A 909-nucleotide genomic window follows, 5' to 3' on the forward strand; every position below is an offset into this window, starting at 1 on the left:
AACGGTCTGGGCTATGGTTTCGTTACGGAATGGTACGCGAGTATCATTCCGCCGTAACCATAAATTTAGCAAAAAGGCTTGAAATTCCGATTAGGAATTTCAGCCGTAATGAACTATAGCCGTTGTTGTACATAGTGCTTTTTAATAATATTCAATTTCGTATTCAAACTGCTCCTCATTTTGGAAAATGTACTCCAATGATTTTTTGTCAGCTAACTTTTGCAATTTACTGTAGTCAAAAGTCAGTATTGTATCTCGATAAGTTCCTTTCGTTTGATATGTATATGTTTTTTTTGAGTAATCATAAAGTTCAATTACTGGTTTTTTCTCACGACTGCTATAACTCACACGCCTTATTTTCCGATTCTTTTTGTCATAGAAAATTGTGTCTATTAAAACCAAAGCCTTTTCATAATTCGGTCTTTCAACTGGCATAAATTCCCAAGAGTGGGTTTTCGATGTTTTTACTCGTTTTTGCTTTTTCGTTTGTTTTATAAAACGAATTAATGAATCAGACTCATATTTCGTTTGCTTTTCAATTCCGCTGTCTTGGTCAAATTCAAATGTCGAGAACGAACGAAGCACGCAAGTGTCTTTGGCAACAAAATCTTCACAAAAGTATTCGGAAATCCGTTGTCCATTTTTGTATTCAAATGTTCTTATTTTGTTTCTGAACGTTTTTAATCTCGAATCATATCTACCATATTTTACTTCTCGGATTAGGTTTCCAGATTTGTCAAATTCAGTCAGTCTGTTTTTGGTCAAACTATCTCCAACTATTTTAAACTCGGTTATAGACTTAATGTTTTGAGAATAACCCAAAATTGAAGTTAGAAATATCGATATGAAAATGGCGTTTTTTAGCATTATGTACAACGGTCTCGGCTATGAGTAGTTGCGTGGTTTAGC

At 34.0% G+C, this 909-nt stretch carries 1 protein-coding gene; it reads right to left on the reverse strand.

All coding sequences use genetic code 11. The features are described 5' to 3' along the window. Positions 1 to 141: 141 nt before the first annotated feature. Entirely contained in the window at positions 142 to 867 is a 726-nt protein-coding gene (locus tag V1468_RS16415; RefSeq protein ID WP_331811287.1) for a hypothetical protein, read from the reverse strand. Between the last annotated feature and the right edge of the window lie 42 nt (positions 868 to 909).

Source organism: Winogradskyella poriferorum, assembly GCF_036553625.1.
In the GTDB taxonomy this organism is placed as follows: domain Bacteria; phylum Bacteroidota; class Bacteroidia; order Flavobacteriales; family Flavobacteriaceae; genus Winogradskyella; species Winogradskyella poriferorum.